The following is a 17137-nucleotide window of genomic DNA, read 5'->3' on the forward strand; positions in this document are numbered from 1 at the left end:
GTTCTCAGTTACGCGTGGGGGCGGCTCAGGAGCCGTCGGTGTCTGTCATGTGGTCGGATACCCTGGTGAAGATCCGGCCCAATATCTCCATCTCCTCGGGATCGAGGAGATCGACGAGGTGGCTGCGGACTCCGGAGACGTGATCGGGGGCGGCGGACTGCAGCAGCTGCCATCCGGCTTCGGTCATCACGCAGTTGACGCCGCGGCCATCCTCGGGGATGGCGGAGCGTTCGAGCAGTCCGCGCTTCTCCATTCGGGCGACGCTGTGGGTCAGCCGTGACCGCGACATTGTCGTGTCTGTGGCCAGCAGCGCCATCCGCATCGTCCGGTTCTCGTGCTCGGACAGACGCACGAGGATCTCGTATTCGGGCAGGCCGATTCCGTGCTTCTCACGCAGCTCCTTGTCCAGCTGCGTGCTGAGCAGCTGAGAGCCGGTGAGGTAGCTGCGCCAGGCTTTCTGGTCGACGGCCGACAGCCAGCGAGGCTCGGTCATCATCGGCCTCCGACTGCGTTGCTGTTCGACAGGTGACCTGCGGCCTCTGTTTGGAGGCGTTGGGCGACCTCGGTGGCCCAGTAGGTGAGGATCGCGTCGGAGCCTGCACGTTTGAAGGCGATGAGGGATTCGTCGATCGCCTTCTCCCGGTCGATGGCTCCGGCGGCGGCCGCGAATTCGATCATCGCGTATTCCCCGGACACCTGGTAGGTCCACACGGGCACGATGGATTCCTGGGCCACCTCGGCGAGCACATCGAGATACGGCAGTCCCGGCTTGACCATGACGATGTCAGCACCTTCGGCGAGGTCGAGGCCGAGTTCACGCAGCGCCTCACGTCCGTTCGCCGGATCCTGCTGGTAGGTCTTGCGGTCGCCCTTGAGTTCGGAGTCGACGGCTTCGCGGAAGGGGCCGTAGAACGCGGAGGCGTACTTCGCGGTGTAGCCCATGATCACGGTGTCGGTGAATCCAGCGGCGTCGAGGGCTTCGCGGCAGTAGGCGACCTGGCCGTCCATCATTCCCGACAGTCCGAGCACTTCGGCCCCGGCGCGGGCCTGGGCCAGTGCCATCGAGGCGTAGCGATCGAGGGTGGCGTCATTGTCGACTCCCCCGGCTTGGTCGAGGACTCCGCAGTGGCCGTGGGAGGTGAATTCGTCGAGGCACAAGTCCGCCATGATCACGGTGTCATCGCCGAGCTCGCGGGCCAGCAGCGACAGTGCCCGGTTGAGGATGCCTTCGGGGTCGTCGGCCTGTGAGCCGATCTCGTCCTTGTGTTCGGGGATGCCGAAGAGCATGAGTCCGCCGACTCCGGCCGCGACCGCTTCACGGGCGGCTTCGAGCAGGGAATCCAGCGTGTGCTGGACGACTCCGGGCATTCCGCCCAGGGGCAGCGGTTCGCGCAGCCCCTCCTTGACGAACATCGGCAGGATGAGCTCAGAGGGGTGGAGTCGCACTTCGGAGACGAGGCGGCGCAGGGCCGGGGTCGACCGCAGTCGACGGGGACGGACGGTTCCGGGAACCAGTGACATGTCAGGCCTTCCTTCTGCGGCGCTTCTGACTCGGACGCTGCGGGGAGATCCCGGCTTCCACGTCTTCGGCGCGCTGAGTGAGTGCGAATTCGACGAGACCGTCGATGAGCGAGGTGAGGTTGGCTTCCTCGGCGAGGACGTCGACGCGCAGTCCGTGTTCGGCTGCTGTGTTCGCCGTCGCCGGTCCGATGCAGCAGATCACCGAGGTGGGGGCGGGTTTGCCGGCGATGCCGACGAGGTTGCGCACCGTCGATGAGGAGGTGAAGAGGAAGGCGTCGAAGTCTCCGGCCTTGATCGATTCGCGGATCGGCGCCGGCGGCGGGGAGGCACGCACGGTGCGGTAGGCGGTGACGTCGTCGGGGTCCCACCCCTTCTCCAACAGACCGGCCACGAGCACCTCGGTGGCGATATCTGCACGCGGCAGGAGCACCGTGTTCATCGGGTCGATGTCATCGACATAGTCCGGCCACGCTGCGGCCAGTCCTCGTGCCGAATGCTCCCCGTCGGGGATGAGGTCCGGGGTGATTCCCCAGTCGACGAGTGCTGCGGCAGTGCGACCGCCGACGGCTGCGACCTTGACTCCGGCCATCGACCGGGAGTCGAGCCCGAAGTCTTCGAACCACATGCGCACGGCGCGCACGGCGTTGACCGAAGTGAATCCGACCCATTCGTAGGATCCGTCGACGAGGCCGCGGATCGCCTTCTCCATCTGGGTCGGTGTGCGCGGCGGCTGAACGGCGATGGTCGGCACGACGGTGCCGACGGCGCCGAGTTCTGCCAGGGCCTCTGCTGTGGAGGTTCCCTGTTCCTTCGTACGAGGAATGAGCACCTGCCAGCCGAAGAGCGGTTTGGATTCGAACCAACTGAGTTCTCCTCTGGATTCCACTCCCTGCCCCATGATCACCACCATACGATCAGTTCCTGATTGCGCCATGGACAGCGCCTGCTTCAAGGTCGTCTCCACACTCGTCTGTTCGATGGTGGAGATTCCCCACCCGAGGAGGACCTTCGTATCCTCGTCCCACCCGTCTGCCAGCAGAGCCTCGATCGCCTGTTCGTGGGCGGAGGCGCTGCCGGTGAGCACATGGGTGGTATTGCGGTGGCGAGAGACGTCGACATGGGTCTGCGGTCCGGCTTCGATGAAGCGCACGGAACGGACGCGGTTGGTGGTCAGCGCGGTTCCGGTAAAGGCCGCCGTCGAGGCGGAGAGTCCGACTCCGGGCACGATTTCGACCTCGACCTGTTCCTTGCGGCAGACGGCGGCTTCCGCGGTCGTGGTGGTGAAGATGATTCCGTCGTCCGAGCTCAGCCGCACCACGGTGTTGTCCGGGCGGGCGAGTTCGGCCATGCGACGGCCGCGGGTCGAGGCGGCGACTCCGAGGTCGGCGGCGTCGATGAGCGTCGCGGCCTGCGGCACATAGGCGGTGACGATCTCGGAATGGACATCGGCGTCGTAGACGACGGTCTCGGCGGTGGCGAGGATCTCGGCTCCGCGCATCGTCATCAGACCCGATTCGCCGGGTCCGCTGCCGATGAAGACGACGCGTGGCGCTGCCGGCAGGAGTCGGCGCGGCTGCACCTGGCCCGTTGTCGGTTGGTTGATCATCCCTGCTCCTGAACCTTGACGGGGGTGAGGTGATCGGCGCTGGCGGCCGGGTCGATGCCGAGTCGGCCCAAGAGGTCCTCGGCTGCGGCGGTGCCGAGTTCGTCGGCGACACGAGCCAGTTCCTTCGCGGTCACCGACAGCTGCTGAGCATTGTCGGTGCTCCAGTCGACGTCGAGGAGTTCAGGCAGCGCGGTGCTCTGACGCGTACGTGCGAGCTTGCCGTCGTCATCGGCCATCACGGCATCGACGATGAATTCGCTGCCTTCGATCTTCGCCAACGCGCCGATGGGTGCCGAGCAGCCGGCTTCGGCGCGGGAGAGGATCGCCCGTTCACAGGTCACGGCGAGGTCGGTGGTCTGATCGTGGATCTGACGCAGAGCGGCCCGCACCTCGGCGTCGCCGTCGAGGATGTCCACGGTGGTCGCGAAGGCGCTGTCGGCGCTGCGGGTCTCCACCGCCAGGGCTCCCTGGCCCGGTGCCGGGAGCATGACATCGAAGTTGAGCGAATCGGTGGCTTCGGCCAGACGCCCGATGCGACGGACGCCGGCGGCGGCGAGGACGACGGCGTCGAGACGGCCGTCGCGGACGTGTGCGATGCGGGTGTCGACGTTTCCACGCACACCACGAACCTCGATATCGGGACGTGCGGCGCGCAGCTGCACGGCACGACGCGGCGAACCGGTGCCGATGACGGACCCGGCGGGCAGGTCATTGAGGCTCAGTCCGTCACGGCCGATGAGGACATCGGCCGGGTCGACCCGCGGCGGGATGGCTGCCATCTGGATTCCCGCCTCGGGGGTGGTGGGCAGGTCCTTGAGCGAGTGCACGGCCAGGTCGATCTTGCCCTGATGGAGGGCTTGGCGGACGGCGGAGACGAAGACTCCGGTGCCGCCGAAGCCGGCCAGGGGCGACATGTTGACATCGCCCTCGGTGACGACCTCGACGATCTCGACGCGCCAGCCGGTCAGTGCCGCGATCTGGTGGGCGATCGCCGTGGACTGGGAACGCGCCAGCTGGGACCGGCGGGTGCCCAGACGCACGGTGCGGCCGCTGAAGTGTTCGGGTTCGACGATGTCGAGGGTGTGATCGGCGACCGGGCGGACGCCGTCGGCCTCGACGTGGTGCACGCTGGCTGCCGTGGCGACCTTCGTCTCCGGAGAGGTCTTGGCATGAGCGGTCTTGTTCACGGGCAGGTCGAAGAGCTGCATGAGTGCCTGGGCATAGTCGACTTCGGATTCGGTCACAGCGAGTTCCTTGACCTTCACGGTCGGGGTGTGGATGAGCTTCTCTGCCACCCGGTGCAGAGATTTGCGGATCTCTGCGAACGCTTTCTCGTCGACGGAGTCACCGAGCTTCTTCTCCAGACGCTGGGTCTCCGAGGCGAGCACGTCTTTGGCGTGGGAACGCAGAGCGGTCACGGTCGGAGCGACGGATCGTTCCTTGTTTCCGGTGGCGATGTTCTCCAGTTCGGCGGAGATGATGGTGCGGACTTCATCGATGGTGCCGGAGACCTTCGAATCGCTTTCCTTGTCGGAGCCGCGCAGAAGTTCGCGGATCTCCCCGAGGCCGAAGAGGGCGACGTTTTCGAACTCGCGGACGCTGGGGTCGATGTCGTGCGGAAGGGCGAGATCGATGAAGGCCTTGTTCGCGGCGCCCTTGTGGTTCTGTGCGAGGCCGGCGACGATGTCGTCGCGGCTGACGACGACTCCGCGGGCACCGGTGCAGGAGACGATGAGGTCGGCATCGGCGATCTCTTCGGCCATGATGCGCGGGGTGAGTTCACGGGCGCGTCCGCCCACCTCGGCGACGAGGCGTTCGGCCTTGTCGAGGGTGCGGTTGAGCACGGTGATGTGGGCGACGCCCTCTTTGTGCAGTCCGGACACTACGAGTCCCGACATGGCTCCGGCGCCGATGACCAGTGCATTGGCGGCGCGCAGGGATCCGATATGAGCGGCCGAGGCTTCGATTCCGGCACCGAAGAGGGACCGAGCGACGTCACCGAGGTCGGTCTCCGAGTGGGCGCGCTTGCCCACACGCAGCGCCTGCTGAAGCGCCTGGGAGAGTTCGGAGGTCAGGGCCTTGTCCGACTGCGAATCCGTGAATGCCGACCGGAGCTGGCCGAGGATCTGGGCCTCGCCGATGGCCATCGAGTCGAGGCCGCAGGCAACCTTGAGCAGGTGCTCCATGGCCTGGTTGTCGTAGTGGGCATAGAAGTGCCCGGCGATATCAGACCACTCTTTGTCGATCGAGGACACGAGCGCGTTGCCGAGGTCGGCCAGACCGCCGTGGAAGGCCGAGACGTCGGCGATGAGTTCGAGGCGGTTGCACGTCGAGAGCACCGCGAGTCCTTCGACATTCTCTCCGGCCAGAGCGTCCCTGCGCAGAATGCCGACCTCACCGGCGCCGAAGGCCATTCGGTCGAGCATGTCGATCGGAGCCGACTGATGTGAAATGCCGAGAACCAAGAGAGTCAATTCCTGTGCTCCTCAAAACCAGGGTTGAGCGGTGCCGTGTCCAGCGCCGAATAGTATGCGAGTACTTGCAGCTCACTGGCCAAGTCGACTTGGTGGACACGAACGGTATCCGGTGCGTCGAGCACGGTGGGTGAGAAATTGAGAATGCCGCGCACACCTGCTTCGACGGCCTTCTGGGCCGCCGCGGGTGCCGCGGCTGCGGGGACGGCCATGACCACCAGGTCGATGTGCTCGGACCAGGCGGGCAGGTCGTCCAGTGAGGAGACGGTCAGGGCACCGATGGAGGTGCCGATCTTCTCCTCGTCGATGTCGAAGACGGCAGTCAGGCGCAGACCGCGGCGCCGGAATCCGGCGTAGTCGGCCAGCGCCGAACCGAGACGTCCGGCGCCGATGATGGCGACGCGGCGGTCCCGGTCGAGGCCGAGGAACGTCCGCAGAGTCGCGGCCAGTTCCGGACAGGAGTAGCCGACACCGCGGGTTCCCGATCGCCCCAGCTGGGACAGGTCTTTGCGCAGGATCGACGGGGACACACCGCTGCGTGCGGCAAGGTCCTCCGACGAAACTGTGTCCTGGCCGGTGGCGGCAATGGTCTCGACGGTCTGCAGATAGATCGGGAGTCGGGATATGACGCGTTCGGGTACGTCCTTGCGAACGACACCCTCAATCCTGCTGGCGGACAGAATCTCGCCCACGAATCCGCCTCACTCCTTCAATCGATCTCATGCACCCAAGGCGTCGAGCGCCTTGGACAGCCGTTTCTCATCGACTCGATGGAAACTGTGTTGTCGCCCGTTGAGGAGGACGACCGGGACATCCCAGCCGTACTGTGCGGCCAGATCGTCATCGGTGTCGATGTCGATCTCGGTCACGTTCACGTCTCTGCCTGCGGCCACCTCGGTGACGGTCTGCAGCGCTTGAGCGCACAGATGGCAGTCGACACGCGTGAGAAAGGTCAAGTCGACCATGGCTCACTCCTCATCGGGTGCAACAAACCCCGCCGAGAAATCACTCGAGCGGGGGCGTAGGACCGTCGGGTCTTACTTCTTGTTGCGACGCTGGTGACGTGTCTTGCGAAGCTGCTTGCGGTGCTTCTTCTTCGACATACGCTTGCGGCGCTTCTTGATGACTGAGCCCACTCGGGTACCCCTTGTGCTTGTCGGTGGAGGGTGAACTTCAGGTGCCCACCCATTGAACTAACCGTGCAATTCTATCGCTTGGCCGCCTGCTTTCCCAAAACTGTGTCCAGATCCACAACGGCGGCACCGGACGATCCGCGAGGGCGCGGGGATCGGGTTCGGCTCAGGTCAGTCGAAGTAGGGGTCGAGTGCGAAGAAGGGGAAGATGTTCTTCCGCGTGCCCATCACGGCTCGGTCGAGTTCGGCTTCGGGGTCGAAGCCCTTCGACCAGGGTTCGAAGGAGCCGTCGAATCCGTCGGTCATCGACAGCGGCGCTTCCCGTCCGGTCTTCGTCTGCGCATAAGCTGCCCATCGTCCCGGGATCCGCGCAGCGGGGTCGATATCGCGTCCGGCGGCAATGGCCAGCAGGTTCGTCCAGGCGCGGGGCACGACGTCGATGATCGCGTATCCCCCTCCCCCGACGGACAGCCAGCGTCCGTCGGCATGATCGACAGCGAGGTCGCGGATGCGTTCGGCGGCGATCCGCATGGCGTCCACGCTCAGGCGCATATGGGTCAGCGGGTCCGCGCGGTGTCCGTCGCAGCCGTGCTGGGAGACGATGACCTGTGGTTCGAAGGCGGCGACGACCTGTGGGACGGTGGCATCGAAGGCGCGCAGCCATTCCGCGTCCCCCGCTCGCGGGGGCAGGGCGATATTCATCGCCGAGGCGGCCGCCTTCAGTCCCCCGATGTCCGCGGGGAATCCGGTGCCTGGGAAGAGGAATTTCCCCGATTCGTGGATCGAAATCGTGAGTACGCGGGGATCGTCCCAGAAGAAGGTCTCGACACCGTCACCGTGGTGGGCGTCGGTGTCGAGGTAGACGATGCGCTCGTATCCGGCGTCGAGGAATTCGGTGATCGCTCCGGCAGCATCGTTGTAGACGCAGAATCCGCTGGCCTTGCCCGGCATCGCATGGTGCATTCCGCCGCAGAAGTTCACCGCGCGCAGGTAATCTCCGGAGATGATCGCGTTCGCGGCGTTGACGCCGCCTTGGAACAGCATCGCCGAGGCGGAGTGCATGTTCTCGAACCCGGGGACATCCTCGGTGCCGATTCCATACTTGGTCGCATCCTGCTCGTCGAGGCCCTCCGCGGTGCCGGCCTGCCTGACTGCGGCGATAAAGTCGGGGTCGTGGAGTCGGGCGAGCTTCGCCTCGTCGATCTCCCCGATGGGGTTGACGTGGACGTTCTCTGCGTCGAAGAGTCCGAAGTCCATGGCGAGCTTCGCTGTCAGGTCGAGCCTGAGCGGGTGCATGGGGTGGCTGGGACCGAAGTTGTAACCGGTCACTGCGTCGTCCCAGACGACATACACATCATTTTCGGCCATGCCCACCATGCTATATGGCGCAGCTCACTTGCGCCGATTCCGGGGCCACCGGCTCTACCATGGTGCTTGTGTCCAAGAATTCCTCGCCGCGCTACGACCGGCTGCTGAAGCCGGGACGGTGGGTCCGAGACTTCGTCGACGACCTCGCCGTGGCTTCACCGGCGCGTCTGGCGATCGGGTCCTTCGTCGCCGTCGTCGCGGCGTTCGCGATCCTGCTGATGCTGCCGGCGAGCATGCGCGATCCCGGTTCAGTCGATCAGGCCACGCATATCGCGAACTCCGTGTTCGTGGCGGTCTCGGCCGTGTGCGTGACCGGGCTGACTCCCGTCGTCACGGAACAGTACTGGTCGGACTTCGGGATCTCGGTCATCACCGCAGGCATCCAGGTCGGCGGTCTCGGAATCCTCACCCTCGCCTCGGTGCTGGGCATGGCGGTCTCCAGGCGGCTGGGAGTGCGACAGCGACTGATTGCTCAGCAGGCCACCTCAGCGCTCAATCTGGGCCAGGTCGGTTCGCTGCTCAAAACCGTGGTCATCACGATCTTCACTGCAGAGTCGATCCTCGCGGTGCTGCTGTTCCCGCGGTTCCTCATCCGCGGGGAATCACTCGGCGACTCCGTCTGGTATTCGGTGTTCTACTCGATCTCTGCGTTCAACAATGCCGGGTTCACCATCCACGAGGGCGGGGCCGCATACTTCGCCTCGGATCCGTGGATTCTGTCCCTGCTCATGGCCGGTGTGTTCGTCGGTTCGCTGGGATTCCCGGTCGTGCTCATGGTCGCGATGTTCTGGAACCGGCCCAGCCGGTGGGATCTGCATACGAAGCTCACGCTGACGACCACGACGACGGTTCTGGCCATCGGGCTGCTGCTGTTGGCGCTGTTCGAGTCGGCGAACCCGGCGACCTTGGGCGACAAGAACGCAGGTCATACCTTCGTCGAAGTCCTGTTCATGGCGGTCATGCCCCGATCCGGCGGGTTCGCGACGATGGAGATCGCGGACATGAGCCAGGCCTCTCACCTGCTCATGGACCTCATGATGTTCATCGGCGGCGGTTCGTCGTCGACGGCCGGCGGAATCAAGGTGACGACGGTTGCTGTGCTCGTCCTCGCCGCGTACGCCGAGGCCAGAGGCCTGCAGGACGTGCACGTCTTCGGTCGGCGGCTGACGTCGTCGACGATCAAGCTGTCGATCTCGATCCTGCTCACTGGTGCGATGATCGTCTTCATCGGCACCCTGACGATGCTGCAGATCAGTGCGGAGCCACTCGATCGGGTGCTGTTCGAGGTGATCTCGGCCTTCGGCACCGTGGGTCTGAGTTCCGGGGTGTCGGCGACCTCGCCGAACGCGGGACTCTATGTTCTGTCGGTGATCATGCTCATCGGTCGACTCGGTACGATTACACTGGCGGCTGCACTGTCTATGCAGGATTCGGTGCGCCTGTACCGCTACCCCGAAGAAAGGCCGGTCGTTGGCTAACGAACACTCTTCAATCCTGGTCATCGGACTGGGACGCTTCGGGTCCTCGACGGCGGCCACTCTGGCAAGACTGGGTCGCGAGGTCATGGCCATCGAGCACAATCCCGAACTCGTCAAGGACTGGAGCGGCAAACTCACGCACGTCGTCGAGGCCGACTCGACGAACATCGACGCGCTGCGTCAGGTGGGTGCCGGTGACTTCTCGACTGCCGTCGTCGGCATCGGAACCTCGATCGAAGACAGCGTGCTCACGACCGCCAACCTCGTCGACCTGGGCGTGACGCAGGTGTGGGCGAAGGCGATCTCGCCGTCGCACGGCAAGATCCTCCACCGCATCGGCGCCCACCATGTTCTCTATCCGGAGTCGGATGCGGGCCGCCGCGTCGCCCACCTGGTCAGCTCCCGGATGATGGAGTACATCGAGTTCGACGAGGGCCATTTCGCCGTGGTGAAGATGCGCCCGCCAAGGGAGATCCAGGGCTTCACGCTCAGCGAGTCCGGTGTCCGCGACAAGTACGGAGTCACGATCGTCGGCATCAAGAGCCCCGGCCGCGACTTCACCTATGCCGACCCGACGACCCGGGTGGGCAAACAGGACCTGCTCATCGTCGCCGGGCACGTCGAGCTGCTCGGCCGCTTCGCCGGCCGCCCGTAGGCATCCTCCCCAATCACGGGTTCAAAGTGTGTATGCAGTGAACTAGATCAGTGCAATTGCACTTTGAAACCGTCGGAGCACCGCAATCGCGTCACCGCCTCGGCGTGAGATAGCCGTAACCTCATCACGGCACAAGGTGACTCCATCAAGACGCAAAGAGAGCGGGCGACGGGAATCGAACCCGCGTCATCGGCTTGGGAAGCCGAAGCTTTACCATTAAGCTACGCCCGCGCGTCGCCGCCGTTAAGCAGACATCTGCCCAGTTAAGACCCGTTGCAGACATGCCTTGGTCGGCGGCTCGAACCAGTCTACAGCTTCTCACCTCAGGTCCATTCGACAACTGCGTGTTCAAAGCGTGTATGCAGTGCACTAGACAAGTGCATCTGCATTTTGAAGCCGTCGGTGCACCGGTCGGGTCGGACAGCGCCGTTTAGGCACGGTTGTCAGTCTGCCGTTACCGGACACCGGATCGCTGTCTTGGGGCAATGAACGCCCTCAGGTGTGGCGCTTGCCCGAAGAGTTTTGTTGCACATTCTTCAAGATTGATCACTTCGTTGAAGTTCAGCCGGACGATTCGATACCCCAGCTCCAGCAGCCGGTTGTACTGACGGACTTCCTTCCGCACCAGCCGAACTCCGTTGTCGGCATATTTGGAGAAGCCGTCGACGAGAACGATCGTCCTCGACTCCCTGTGCAGAAAATCCACACGGGTGAGGAATGCGCGCCCGTCCCAGATCCTTGTCTGCTGTCTGAATCCAGTCAGTCTCAGCTGTGCAAGGTTGTACTTGAAGCGACTCTCTGCGTAACTCTCCGACAGCGGCCCGACCGCAGACAACAAACGCTGCGCTCTCGACTGGCCTTTTGACAGGCGGAGGAGCACAGGCATGAAGTCCTCGGCAATACGCCGCTCTGCCAAAGCCTGCGTGTCCGGCGGGTATCCGAATCGAGCCGCTTCGTCAGCCCCAGCGTCGGAACCGAATACTGACCTGCGCAGACATGTCTCCAGCGCCGCGAAGCCCTCCGGTTCACCCAGCTGGCCGATGAGGTCGAACGCCGTGCGAATCGGCGATGTCAGCGACATCTTGCCTATCCTGACGACGTCCGCTTCAGGGACGGATTTCGAGGTCCGAACAACATCGGCACTGGAGTGCCGCCTCGTCGGATGAGCGATGAAGACCTTCCCTCGAGGCGGGCGAAACAACTGAAAGTCATGGATGAACCCAGCGGAGACTCGCCAGATCACATCGTCGACCCCGTAGTGCGGATACGAAGCCACCCGCAGCTTTTCGAACATGTCGAGGAGTTCGAAGCGAAGCAGCCCCGACTGTTGATCTGTCAGCTCGGCGACTCTCTTGATCCACGCTTCGTCCGTGACGAACTCCGCAATTGCCGAGTGCCGGGGATTCGAACATCGAACGACGATCGAATACATCCCTTGAGTGAGTGCCAGCAGGCAACAGCCGATGGCATCGCGGATGCACCTGCTCTGCACCCCGCGCGCTCGGAGTTCACTGGTGCGGACCACGTTATACATGCGGCAAGACTGTCGATGCCCGTGAGACTCAGGCAAGGGCTCCTCACCAGCCTGTGGATTGGGACTGGGCGTCCACACCGACATGGAGTCCGAGTCGGCGGACTTTCAACAGTGCACAACGTTCGAGTGATGGACGGTTCTGCACTTGCCTGAGGCTCGATTGGGACCCGTCCCTCGCCGCAGAGGGCAATTGCGCATGGCCTCCTCGGCTCCTCAGCCGCATGGCCTGCTGGGACTCCGACGGGGCCAAATTCAGTTGAATCCACAACCGCGTGTCCACGGTGCATTCGCGCTGAACCGAATCGGCTCGTCTGCACTGTGAACACGCGGTCGGCAGATGGATCAGTGGTCGACAGCCTCCTCGGCGCCGAATCCGGTGTGAGCGCGGACGTCCATCTCGGCGGCGAGCTCGGGACTCTCCACTGTCTTGTCGGTGATCGAGGCGATCCAGCCGAGGATGAAGCCGAGCGGAATCGAGATGATGCCCGGGTTCGACAGCGGGAAGATCGCGAAGTCAGCACCGGGGATCATGGCGGTCTCGGAACCTGAGACGACCGGCGAGAACGCGATGAGCACCATCGCCGAGATCAGGCCGCCGTAGATCGACCACACGGCACCGCGAGTGGTGAAGCGCTTCCAGAACAGCGAGTACACGATCGTGGGCAGGTTCGCGCTGGCGGCGACGGCGAAGGCCAGTGCCACGAGGAAGGCGATGTTCTGCCCCTGCACACCGATGCCGCCGATGATTGCGACCGCACCGATGACGATCACTGTGCGGCGGGCGATCTTGACCTCCGCCTCGGAGTCCTCGACCTTGCCCTTCTTGATGACGTTGGCGTAGATGTCGTGGGCGAACGAAGCCGCCGCCGTGATCGCCAGGCCCGCCACCACGGCGAGGATCGTGGCGAATGCGACCGCGGAGATGAAGCCCATGAGCAGCGGCCCGCCGAGCTGGAGCGCCAGCAGCGGGGCCGCTGAGTTCACGCCGCCCGGAGCGTTCTTGATCGTATCGGCGCCGACGAGTGCGGCCGCACCGTAGCCGAGCACGAGAGTGAAGAGGTAGAAGGCACCGATGAGCCAGATCGCCCATACGACCGAACGGCGGGCTTCCTTCGCCGTGGGGACGGTGTAGAAGCGCATGAGGACGTGAGGCAGACCCGCCGTGCCCAGCACGAGCGCCAGGGCCAGTGAGATGAAGTCGAGCGGATTCTCACCGTACTGCAGACCCGGGTTGAGGACGGCTTCCCCCACTCCTTCGGCGGCGTTGTCCACGGCGGACGACAGCAGAGTCGAGAGGTTGAAGCCGTTGAGCGCGAGCACCCAGATGGTCATCGCGAAGGCACCGGCGATGAGCAGAATCGCCTTGACGATCTGCACCCAGGTGGTGCCCTTCATTCCGCCGACGAGGACGTAGATGATCATCAGCGCGCCGACGACGGCGATGACCAGTGACTGGCCGACCTTGCCGTCGATGCCCATGAGCAGCGACACGAGTCCGCCGGCTCCGGCCATCTGCGCGAGCAGGTAGAAGAAGCAGACCGCCAGCGTCGACAGGGCTGCCGCCATGCGCACGGGGCGCTGCTTGAGTCGGAACGACAGCACATCTGCCATGGTGAACTTGCCGGTGTTGCGCATGAGTTCGGCGACGATGAGCAAAGCGACGAGCCAGGCGACGAGGAAGCCGATCGAATAGAGGAATCCGTCGTAACCGTTGACGGCGATCGCGCCGCAGATGCCGAGGAAGGATGCGGCAGACAGGTAGTCGCCTGAGATGGCGAAGCCGTTCTGCGGTCCGGTGAAGGACCGGCCGCCGGCGTAGTAGTCCGAGGCGGAACTGTTGTTGCGGCTGGCCCGCAGAACGATGAACATCGTGACCGCGACGAATGCGGCGAAGATCGTGATGTTGAGGACCGGGTTGTTCTCGACCTCGGTGGTCGCGGTACTGAGGAGGTCGACTCCCGAAGCGACGAAGTCTCCGATTGCCAATGTGCTCATGAGCGGGTTCCTTCCGTTTCGGCCTGCAGTCGTTCACGGATCGCTTCCGCGGGAGGGTCGAGCTTCTTATTGGCGAACGAGACGTAGAACATCGTGATCGCGAAGGTCGTCACGAACTGCAGCAGCCCGAATACGAGTCCGACGTTGATCTCCCCCACGACCTTCGTCGACATGAAGTCGTGCGCGTACGTGCTGAGGATGACGTAGAGGAAGTACCAGACGAGGAACGCGATCGACAGCGGGATCACCACTGAGAATCGCTTGCGTTTGAGGGCCTTGAATTCCGGGTCTTCCTCCTCCTTGAGGAAGTCAACACCGGTGTTGACAGGGTCAGTCATTCTTTCTCCTTTGAGTCGACAGAACATCAGTGTCCTGAATCACATGACCCAAAGGTAACGTTGAGCATGCGCTGGGGAATACCACCGAAAGTTGGTAGCTTATTCACATGAATGCGCACGCCAAAGAAGCGCGGGCTCTCAAGGTCGAGACCCGCCGCCTGTTCGTCGAAGCCGTCGACTCCCTGCATCAGAGCGGCACAGGCGACGTCGTCTTCGGAGGCATGGTCGAAGAGGGGTCGGTTGCGGTCGAAGCCGTCGCCGGCGCCGGCAAGGACCTGCTGTCGTCCCTCATCGTCAGCACCGGGCGGGGTCTCGGCGGACGGGCCATGACCGAAGGCACTCCGCAGCTGACCCGCGACTACGAGATCGACCCTCTCATCACCCATCACTACGATGAGGAGGTGCTCGGCGAGGGCATCCGTGTCCTCGTCGCTGTCCCCACCCTGCACGGCGGTGAGGTCACGGGCATGGTCTACTGCGGCCACCGCGCGGACTACGACGCGGCCGCTCCGCAGACGGGCGATCTCGTCCGGCGGGTGCGACAGCTCTCGGTCGATCTCGGTCGACTCGGCTACCGGCAGGCACCGCACGTCCCGGTCAAGGAGGAACCGCTCTACCCGGATCTGGATCCATCGGGTCGCGAAGCTCTGCGACACACCTATGCGGAGCTGCGGGCCATCCGCTCCGGCGTCGTCGATGAGGAGACCCGGGAGAAGCTCACCGGCATCGAGGCGCGCCTGGCCGATATCCTCTCCGGACACAATCCCGAGAACTTCCAGACGCCGGTGCCTGCGGTCAGGCTGTCACCGAGAGAGACAGACATCCTCTCGCACGTCGCCCTGGGCTGGCCGAATGCCCGAATCGCCGAGGCGCTGTCACTGCGCGAGTCGACAGTGAAGTCCTATCTCAACACAGCGATGGTCAAGCTCTCGGCACGGACCCGACATGAGGCCGTGTCGATCGCCCGTTCTTCACACGTCCTCCCCTGAGCGGGGAGGCTCGGCTCAGCCGTTGATGACTTCGGAGTTCTCCCGTTCCATCTCCACGGAACGGTCCGCCGCAGCCTGCGCGGCCGCCTCGGCGATATCGAAGATCCCGGCGTCGAGGAACTGCTGGAGACCGGCCAAGGTCGTTCCGCCCTTGCTGCTCACGGCCTGCCGCTGAGCGGCAGGGTCGGGCTTCTCGGTGAGGAGTCGGCCGGCGCCGTCGGCAGTGGCCACGACCATATGGCGGGCGGCGTCCTCGCTCAGGCCCTGCTTGACGCCGGCGGCGATCATGGCTTCGGCGAGGAGGAAGAAGTACGCGACTCCGGACCCGGAGATTCCGGTCATGGCGGGGATCTGGGATTCGTCGAGATCGACGACGAGGCCGGCGCCCGACAGCAGCGACTTCAGTGTGTCCACGCTGGCGGCGGTCACCTCGGCGGTCGGGGCCAGTGCGATGACGCCGTGGCCGATGGCACTGGGCGTGTTCGGCATGATCCGCACGATCGGATTCTCGGGGGCGAGCTTTGCGAGGTCCGCGGCGGCAACGCCGGCGGCCATGGACACGAGCACGGACGACGGGTCGAGGTCGTCGGCGAGGTCGCGCAGGGTCTCGGCCATCATCCACGGCTTCACGCCGAGGAAGACGAAATCGGCTCCGGACACGGCTTTCCTGTTCGCGTCGGCATCGTCCTCCAGCGAGGTGACTGTGGCGGTGGCCAGATCACTGCTGAGACGCTGCGCCGAGGCGGTCGAATTCGTCGTCGCGCGGACGGTGATGCCCGCGTCGGCAGTGAGGATTCCCTGGATCAGGGCCGTGCCCATGTTGCCGGTTCCGATGGAGGCGATTGTGGTCAAAGCGCGCCATCCTTTCGATGTTTGGGGTGTGGTGGTCGGTGGATGTCCGCGAATCCGTGCGTGCTCGTGCGAGGTCGGGTGGATGGACTCGCGACGTCACGGTCGGCGCGGGGTCAGCTCTCGTCGTCGGTTTTTTCGGACCGCGCGGGCTTGTGCTCGGAGGTGCGAGTGTGGCTGTGGGAGTAGCGCCGGGGAACATCCTCGTCGAGGCCGAGGTGCTCACGGGCGAAGGCGATGGAGTCGGCGAGCATCTTCTCGCGGGACGACTGCTTGCGGACGAAACGGGTGTTGACCTCGACGACGACGTCGCCTTGCCAGTTGTATTTGGCCAGGTACTGCAGTGTCTCCGCGACGGGCATGGTGCCTTCGCCGGGAACCAGGTGTTCGTCCTTGAGTGAACCGGCTCCGTCGGTGAGGTGGACGTGGCGGAGTTTGTCGAAGATCTCGCCCACCGTCTCCAAGGCGTTCATGCCGGCGGTGGAGGCGTGCGAGAAGTCGAAGGTGAGGTCATCGTAGTCCTCGTCCAGGGGGTTCCAGTCGGGGTAGTAGACCTGGATCTCGCGTAGGCCGGCCCGCCAGGGGTACATGTTCTCGACGGCCAGTCTCACACCGGTCTCCTGGGCGACCTGGCGGACGCCGTCGACGAAGCCGAGGGCGTATTCGCCCTGCCAGCGGAACGGCGGGTGGAGGACGACGGTGTCGGCGCCCACCTCTTTGGCGAGGTTCGCGGTGATCCGCAGCTTCTCCCAGTGGTCCTTGTGCAGCACGCGCGGCAGGAACAGCAGGGTCGGGGCGTGCAGGGAGATGACGTCGAGTCCGGTGTCGCGAGAGAGCCCGTTGATGAGGTCGACGTCGCGGGTCTCGGTGTTGTGGGTGATCATGATCTCGATACCGTCATAGCCGTGCTTGGCTGCTTGGGTGAAGGTCTCCTCGACGGTCATGGGTGAGACGGAGGAGCTGGAGAGGCCGAGCCTGATCCGGTTGTCGGAGACGTGATGGGCGTCTTTCTCATACACGTCGTGTCTGTCGAAGTACTCCCGGTGGCGCTTCGAATTCGAGCGCGCAGAATTCTTGGTGGTCAACACCTTCCGCTGGGACTTCGATTTCTTACTCATCTCTTCCAGTTTAACGCGGACTTCCCGCCCCAGAACTACCTGACGGCGGCCCAGCAACCTCGCGCAAGGTTGCTGGGCC

At 64.4% G+C, this 17137-nt stretch carries 16 protein-coding genes and 1 tRNA gene; 3 read left to right on the plus strand and 14 right to left on the minus strand.

Annotated elements, in window-relative coordinates; translation table 11 throughout:
• Nucleotides 1-25: 25 nt before the first annotated feature.
• The 8 genes from BEP01S_RS14455 to BEP01S_RS14485 form a co-directional block, all read right to left on the minus strand.
• Nucleotides 26-493, minus strand: a complete 468-nt coding sequence (locus BEP01S_RS14455) for a MarR family winged helix-turn-helix transcriptional regulator (protein ID WP_062244581.1) — start codon at nucleotides 491-493, stop codon at nucleotides 26-28.
• The gene (gene hemB, locus BEP01S_RS14460) at nucleotides 493-1521 is read right to left on the minus strand and encodes a porphobilinogen synthase (RefSeq protein ID WP_062244595.1); all 1029 of its coding nucleotides are present in this window, start codon (nucleotides 1519-1521) and stop codon (nucleotides 493-495) included. The genes BEP01S_RS14455 and hemB overlap by 1 nt, the downstream gene beginning before the upstream one ends.
• Nucleotide 1522: 1 nt before the next feature.
• Nucleotides 1523-3127 (minus strand): bifunctional uroporphyrinogen-III C-methyltransferase/uroporphyrinogen-III synthase, encoded by a 1605-nt coding sequence (locus BEP01S_RS14465; protein WP_062244598.1) that lies wholly within the window; start codon nucleotides 3125-3127, stop codon nucleotides 1523-1525.
• Nucleotides 3124-5601 (minus strand): glutamyl-tRNA reductase, encoded by a 2478-nt coding sequence (gene hemA, locus BEP01S_RS14470; RefSeq protein ID WP_062244602.1) that lies wholly within the window; start codon nucleotides 5599-5601, stop codon nucleotides 3124-3126. The genes BEP01S_RS14465 and hemA overlap by 4 nt, the downstream gene beginning before the upstream one ends.
• A complete protein-coding gene (locus tag BEP01S_RS14475) occupies nucleotides 5598-6293 on the minus strand; it encodes a redox-sensing transcriptional repressor Rex (RefSeq protein WP_062244605.1) in 696 nt (231 codons plus the stop codon). Before BEP01S_RS14475 ends, hemA begins: the two co-directional genes overlap by 4 nt.
• A gap of 27 nt (nucleotides 6294-6320) precedes the next feature.
• On the minus strand, nucleotides 6321-6566 hold the full coding sequence (locus BEP01S_RS14480; protein ID WP_039206525.1) for a glutaredoxin family protein: 246 nt from the start codon (nucleotides 6564-6566) through the stop codon (nucleotides 6321-6323).
• Nucleotides 6567-6638: 72 nt separating this feature from the next.
• Nucleotides 6639-6737: a 30S ribosomal protein bS22 gene (locus tag BEP01S_RS16670; RefSeq protein ID WP_009882927.1), complete on the minus strand. Its 99-nt coding sequence runs from the start codon at nucleotides 6735-6737 to the stop codon at nucleotides 6639-6641.
• 168 nt (nucleotides 6738-6905) lie between these two features.
• Entirely contained in the window at nucleotides 6906-8102 is a 1197-nt protein-coding gene (locus BEP01S_RS14485) for an acetoin utilization protein AcuC (protein ID WP_083532753.1), read from the minus strand.
• Between the two features lie 59 nt (nucleotides 8103-8161).
• Between BEP01S_RS14485 and BEP01S_RS14490 the strand changes: the two genes are divergently transcribed.
• Both BEP01S_RS14490 and BEP01S_RS14495 read left to right on the plus strand, forming a co-directional pair.
• A complete protein-coding gene (locus tag BEP01S_RS14490) occupies nucleotides 8162-9580 on the plus strand; it encodes a TrkH family potassium uptake protein (RefSeq protein ID WP_052239672.1) in 1419 nt (472 codons plus the stop codon).
• Complete coding sequence (locus BEP01S_RS14495; RefSeq protein WP_039206517.1) at nucleotides 9573-10235, plus strand: potassium channel family protein; 663 nt, start codon at nucleotides 9573-9575, stop codon at nucleotides 10233-10235. Before BEP01S_RS14490 ends, BEP01S_RS14495 begins: the two co-directional genes overlap by 8 nt.
• Before the next feature lie 160 nt (nucleotides 10236-10395).
• On the opposite strand, the gene BEP01S_RS14500 is transcribed toward BEP01S_RS14495, so the two are convergent.
• The 4 genes from BEP01S_RS14500 to BEP01S_RS14515 all read right to left on the minus strand — a co-directional run bounded on the left by BEP01S_RS14500 (nucleotide 10396) and on the right by BEP01S_RS14515 (nucleotide 14102).
• Nucleotides 10396-10466 (minus strand) — tRNA-Gly (locus BEP01S_RS14500).
• 223 nt (nucleotides 10467-10689) lie between these two features.
• Nucleotides 10690-11769: a putative endonuclease domain-containing protein gene (locus BEP01S_RS14505; RefSeq protein WP_039206515.1), complete on the minus strand. Its 1080-nt coding sequence runs from the start codon at nucleotides 11767-11769 to the stop codon at nucleotides 10690-10692.
• Nucleotides 11770-12111: 342 nt separating this feature from the next.
• Complete coding sequence (locus BEP01S_RS14510; RefSeq protein WP_174521232.1) at nucleotides 12112-13764, minus strand: monocarboxylic acid transporter; 1653 nt, start codon at nucleotides 13762-13764, stop codon at nucleotides 12112-12114.
• Entirely contained in the window at nucleotides 13761-14102 is a 342-nt protein-coding gene (locus BEP01S_RS14515; RefSeq protein ID WP_062244611.1) for a DUF485 domain-containing protein, read from the minus strand. Before BEP01S_RS14515 ends, BEP01S_RS14510 begins: the two co-directional genes overlap by 4 nt.
• Before the next feature lie 107 nt (nucleotides 14103-14209).
• On the opposite strand from BEP01S_RS14515, the gene BEP01S_RS14520 reads away from it, so the two are divergent.
• Nucleotides 14210-15091 carry a helix-turn-helix transcriptional regulator gene (locus BEP01S_RS14520; protein WP_062244614.1) on the plus strand — a complete coding sequence of 294 codons (882 nt, stop codon included), beginning with the start codon at nucleotides 14210-14212 and terminating at the stop codon, nucleotides 15089-15091.
• 15 nt (nucleotides 15092-15106) lie between these two features.
• Here the strand turns inward: BEP01S_RS14520 and proC are convergent, their stop codons facing one another.
• Both proC and BEP01S_RS14530 read right to left on the minus strand, forming a co-directional pair.
• Complete coding sequence (gene proC / locus BEP01S_RS14525) at nucleotides 15107-15943, minus strand: pyrroline-5-carboxylate reductase (RefSeq protein ID WP_083532751.1); 837 nt, start codon at nucleotides 15941-15943, stop codon at nucleotides 15107-15109.
• Nucleotides 15944-16056: 113 nt separating this feature from the next.
• Nucleotides 16057-17058, minus strand: coding sequence for a sugar phosphate isomerase/epimerase family protein (locus BEP01S_RS14530; protein ID WP_062244618.1), 1002 nt, complete (start codon nucleotides 17056-17058; stop codon nucleotides 16057-16059).
• Nucleotides 17059-17137: the final 79 nt, after the last annotated feature.

It is taken from the genome of Brevibacterium epidermidis NBRC 14811 (assembly GCF_001570805.1).
Classification (GTDB): domain Bacteria; phylum Actinomycetota; class Actinomycetes; order Actinomycetales; family Brevibacteriaceae; genus Brevibacterium; species Brevibacterium epidermidis.

Bases quoted from the DNA above. Each gene is read 5' to 3' on its own strand.
- BEP01S_RS14515 (WP_062244611.1), bottom strand. From the start codon at position 14,102: ATGACTGACCCTGTCAACACCGGTGTTGACTTCCTCAAGGAGGAGGAA.
- BEP01S_RS14520 (WP_062244614.1), top strand. From the start codon at position 14,210: ATGAATGCGCACGCCAAAGAAGCGCGGGCTCTCAAGGTCGAGACCCGC.
- BEP01S_RS14505 (WP_039206515.1), bottom strand. From the start codon at position 11,769: ATGTATAACGTGGTCCGCACCAGTGAACTCCGAGCGCGCGGGGTGCAG.
- BEP01S_RS14510 (WP_174521232.1), bottom strand. From the start codon at position 13,764: ATGAGCACATTGGCAATCGGAGACTTCGTCGCTTCGGGAGTCGACCTC.
- BEP01S_RS14530 (WP_062244618.1), bottom strand. From the start codon at position 17,058: ATGAGTAAGAAATCGAAGTCCCAGCGGAAGGTGTTGACCACCAAGAAT.
- BEP01S_RS14465 (WP_062244598.1), bottom strand. From the start codon at position 3,127: ATGATCAACCAACCGACAACGGGCCAGGTGCAGCCGCGCCGACTCCTG.
- BEP01S_RS14480 (WP_039206525.1), bottom strand. From the start codon at position 6,566: ATGGTCGACTTGACCTTTCTCACGCGTGTCGACTGCCATCTGTGCGCT.
- hemB (WP_062244595.1), bottom strand. From the start codon at position 1,521: ATGTCACTGGTTCCCGGAACCGTCCGTCCCCGTCGACTGCGGTCGACC.
- BEP01S_RS14455 (WP_062244581.1), bottom strand. From the start codon at position 493: ATGACCGAGCCTCGCTGGCTGTCGGCCGTCGACCAGAAAGCCTGGCGC.
- BEP01S_RS14485 (WP_083532753.1), bottom strand. From the start codon at position 8,102: ATGGCCGAAAATGATGTGTATGTCGTCTGGGACGACGCAGTGACCGGT.
- BEP01S_RS14490 (WP_052239672.1), top strand. From the start codon at position 8,162: ATGGTGCTTGTGTCCAAGAATTCCTCGCCGCGCTACGACCGGCTGCTG.